Raw genomic sequence first — 3,330 nt, 5'->3', positions numbered from 1 at the left:
CCGCCGCCCCCATGTCTCCTCCCCCCGCTTCCACCTCCGCCGCCGCAGCAGCGCCCGCCGCTCCCGCTCCGAAGGGCGCCGAGCTGGACCTGCGCTACCAGAAGTTCGACCCCATCGGCACCGGGCCGCTGGGCACCGTCTTCAAGGGGCGTGTCACCGCGCTGGGCCTGGACATCTGCCTCAAGGAGCTGAAGGACATCTTCGGCTACTTCTCCTTCCTGCAGCGGGGCGAGGTGCTCAAGCGCCTGAAGAAGGAGCTGTGCGCCCAGGCGCAGGTGCGCCACCCGGGCGTGGTCCAGGTGGTGGACCAGAACGTGGACGCCGCCCGGCCGTACTTCGTGCTGGAGCTGATGCAGGGCAGCCTGCGTGAGCGGCTGGACGCGGGTGGTGGCAACGGCGTGCCGGTGCCCTTCGCGCTGCGCGCCTTCCTGCAGATGGCCTATGGGCTGCGGGCCGCGCACGCCGCGGGCCTCACGCACCACAACATCAAGCCGGAGAACGTGCTCTTCGACGTGTACGGCAACGCGAAGCTGGCCGACTTCGGCCTGGGCCGCGTGGTGGAGGTGGACGCCACCAAGGGCATGCCCCAGGTCTTCGTGGGCACGGGTGGCATGGCCTATATGGCGCCGGAGCTGATGAACCGGGGCGGCAAGGAGCCGGGTGCCTCCGCGGACGTCTACGCGCTGGGCATCCTGCTCTACGAGATGCTCACCGGGCAGATTCCGGGCCGCCGCTCGCCGCTGCCTTCCGAGGTCAACCCGGAGGCCCCCAGCGGCCTCGACCAGCTCTTCGACAAGGCCACCCAGGACAAGCGCGAGCAGCGCTACCCGGACGTGGACGCCATGTTGGAGGACTTCTACACGGCGTTCCCGGACAAGGAGTTCCTCGCCAAGGGCGACCTCGTCATCTCCTCGGACACGCCGAAGGAGTGACGGACGAGCGGCCGGGCCCCGGCGCACTCGGGGCTCGCCGCGCACGTTGGGGGCTGCCACACTCCGTGGCGCCATGACTCCGCCCCTGTCCGAAAGCGTGCTCATCACCGTCACCGGGAAGGACCATCCCGGAATCGTCTCGCGCCTCACCTGCTTGCTGGCGGAAGCGGGCGCCGAGCTGCTCGACGTGGAGCAGGTGGTGGTGCAGGGGCGCCTCACGCTCTGCCTGCTGGTGCGTCTTTCCCCGGCGAGCGGCACCCTGGAGACGCTGCTGTCCGCCGCGAAGACGCTGGGCGTGACGCTGGACTTCCAGGCGGTGGAGGCGGCTGCCACGCCCGCCGCGTCCGCGCGCCACGTCGTCACCGCCGTGGGCCGCGCCCTGGGCGCGAGGGAGCTTCATGCGCTGACGCAGGTGCTCGCGGGGCACGGCGCCAACGTGGAGCGAATCACGCGCCTCAGCGAGCCGCACCTGGGCTCGGTGGACATCCACATCAGCCTGCCGCCGGGCCAGCCGCCCGACGCGCTCAAGCACGCGCTGCTGGAGCTGTCCATGCAGTCGGGCGGGTTCGACGTGGCGTTGCAGCGCGAGAGCCTGTTCCGGCGCGGCAAGCGGATGGTCGTCATGGACATGGACTCCACGCTCATCCGCATCGAGGTCATCGACGAGCTGGCGCGCGCGCATGGCGTGGGCGAGCAGGTGTCGCGCATCACCGAGCGCGCCATGCACGGCGAGATGGACTACGACGAATCGCTGCGTCAGCGCGTGGCGTTGCTGCGGGGCCTGGACGCGTCCGTGGTCCACCAACTCGCGGCGAACCTGCCGCTGACGGAGGGCGCGGAGACGCTGGTGCGCGTGCTCAAGCGGCTGGGCTACCGCACCGCCGTCATCAGCGGCGGCTTCTCCGTGGCGGCCGAGGCGCTGAAGGCGCGGCTGGGCATCGACTTCGCGTACTCCAACGAGTTGGAGATTCAGGACGGGAAGCTCACCGGCCGCACCGTGGGCCGCATCGTCAACGCGCAGCGCAAGGCGGAGCTGTTGGAATCGCTGGCACAGGCGGAGGGCATCCTGCTGGACCAGGTGGTCGCCGTGGGAGACGGCGCCAACGACTTGCTGATGCTGGAGCGCGCCGGGCTGGGCATCGCCTTCCGGGCGAAGCCCAAGCTGCGCGCCGCGGCCGACACGTCCATCTCCGCGGGCGGCCTGGACAGCATCCTCTACCTGCTGGGGCTCACCGGCCGCGAGCTGCTGGAAGCGGGCTCCGGCGCCGGCTGAGGGCGCGCCCTACAGCCGCATCCGCGCCGCCAGTTCGCGCTGCTGGAGCTGGTTCTTCTCCAGCAGCAGCTCGAGCAGCGCGCGCAGAATCTTGGAGCTCTTCTCCTGGTTCTGCTGCACCGTCTGCAGCCGCTTGAGGTCCTCGTCCGTCCACTCGTTGGCGGGCGCGCCACCCGCCAGAATCTCGTCGAGGATGTCCGCGGCGCTGGCGCCAGCGCCTGGGGCGGGGGCGCGCTCCGGCGCGCGGGGCGCGGACGAAGGCGCTGCGGCGGGAGCGGGCGGGGTGATGTCGGCGATGCGCTTCACCACCGTGTTGCCGCTCATGTCGACGACCTTGAACTCGTCCTCGTCCTCCGGCGCGTCCGAGCTGCTCGGGCGCTTGTTGCCGCCGAAGCGCGTGCTGACGACGGGCTCCTGGCCACGGTAGTGGCGGAGGATGGCGTGTTCGATTTCACGCTCGCCCGCCACCATGACGACCACGCGGGCGCGGCTCTTCGCCGCCACCTGGTCCAAGGTGACGAGGTCCGTGGGGTCCGCCATGGCCAGCACCAGCGTCTTGCCGTTGTCCTTGAGCGACACCGGGAAGACGGCCTTCTGTTCGGCGAGGCTCACGTCCACGCGTGAGAGCGCGCCCGCGTCGCGCGTGACGTTGCCCAACTGGATGCGCTGCATTCCCAGGCCCTGGCAGATGGCCTCGGTGATGACGTCGTCGGTGGCCAGACCCAGGTCCGCGATGATGCGTGACAGACGTCCGCCCCACTGGTCATGGGTGGCCAGTGCGCTGCGCAGTTGCAAGTCGTCGATGACGCGTGCCTTGACGAGGATGTCGCCAATGCGATTCCGGGAAGGAGAGGCCATGGCTCGGCATTCTACCGTCTAGATGCGCGGACGCTGAGTCCGTGATGAGGAGACCCTGCCATGCAGCCCTTCGCGGAATCCGCCGCCCAGCTCTGCCCCTACTGCGGTGAGGAAGTGGAGGTCGCCGTGGACCCCATTGGTGTGGCCTCGGAGACGTACATCGAGGACTGCCCGGTGTGCTGCCGTCCCTGGACGGTGCAGGTGTCCCGCGACGAGGAGAGCTTCGCCGTGCACCTGGGCCGCGACGACGACTGAGGCGGCCTGGGG

4 protein-coding genes are annotated in these 3,330 nt (G+C 70.2%); 3 read left to right on the top strand and 1 reads right to left on the bottom strand.

What is annotated here, in order from left to right:
* On the top strand, positions 1-932 hold a 932-nt coding region (locus tag FMP39_RS36970; protein WP_141594651.1), incomplete at its 5' end, for a serine/threonine-protein kinase.
* Between the two features lie 73 nt (positions 933-1,005).
* Entirely contained in the window at positions 1,006-2,205 is a 1,200-nt protein-coding gene (serB, locus tag FMP39_RS36965) for a phosphoserine phosphatase SerB (RefSeq protein ID WP_141594649.1), read from the top strand.
* A gap of 9 nt (positions 2,206-2,214) precedes the next feature.
* Here the strand turns inward: serB and FMP39_RS36960 are convergent, their stop codons facing one another.
* Positions 2,215-3,063, bottom strand: a complete 849-nt coding sequence (locus tag FMP39_RS36960; RefSeq protein ID WP_141594647.1) for a general secretion pathway protein GspE — start codon at positions 3,061-3,063, stop codon at positions 2,215-2,217.
* A 60-nt stretch (positions 3,064-3,123) separates the two neighbouring features.
* On the opposite strand from FMP39_RS36960, the gene FMP39_RS36955 reads away from it, so the two are divergent.
* Positions 3,124-3,318, top strand: a complete 195-nt coding sequence (locus FMP39_RS36955; RefSeq protein WP_011551211.1) for a CPXCG motif-containing cysteine-rich protein — start codon at positions 3,124-3,126, stop codon at positions 3,316-3,318.
* Positions 3,319-3,330 lie beyond the last annotated feature (12 nt).

The sequence above is a fragment of the Myxococcus sp. AB056 genome, assembly GCF_006547365.1.
GTDB classification, from domain to species: domain Bacteria; phylum Myxococcota; class Myxococcia; order Myxococcales; family Myxococcaceae; genus Myxococcus; species Myxococcus virescens.
The sequence above is the reverse complement of the archived record's forward strand: the minus strand, read 5'-3'. Positions and strand labels throughout refer to the sequence as shown.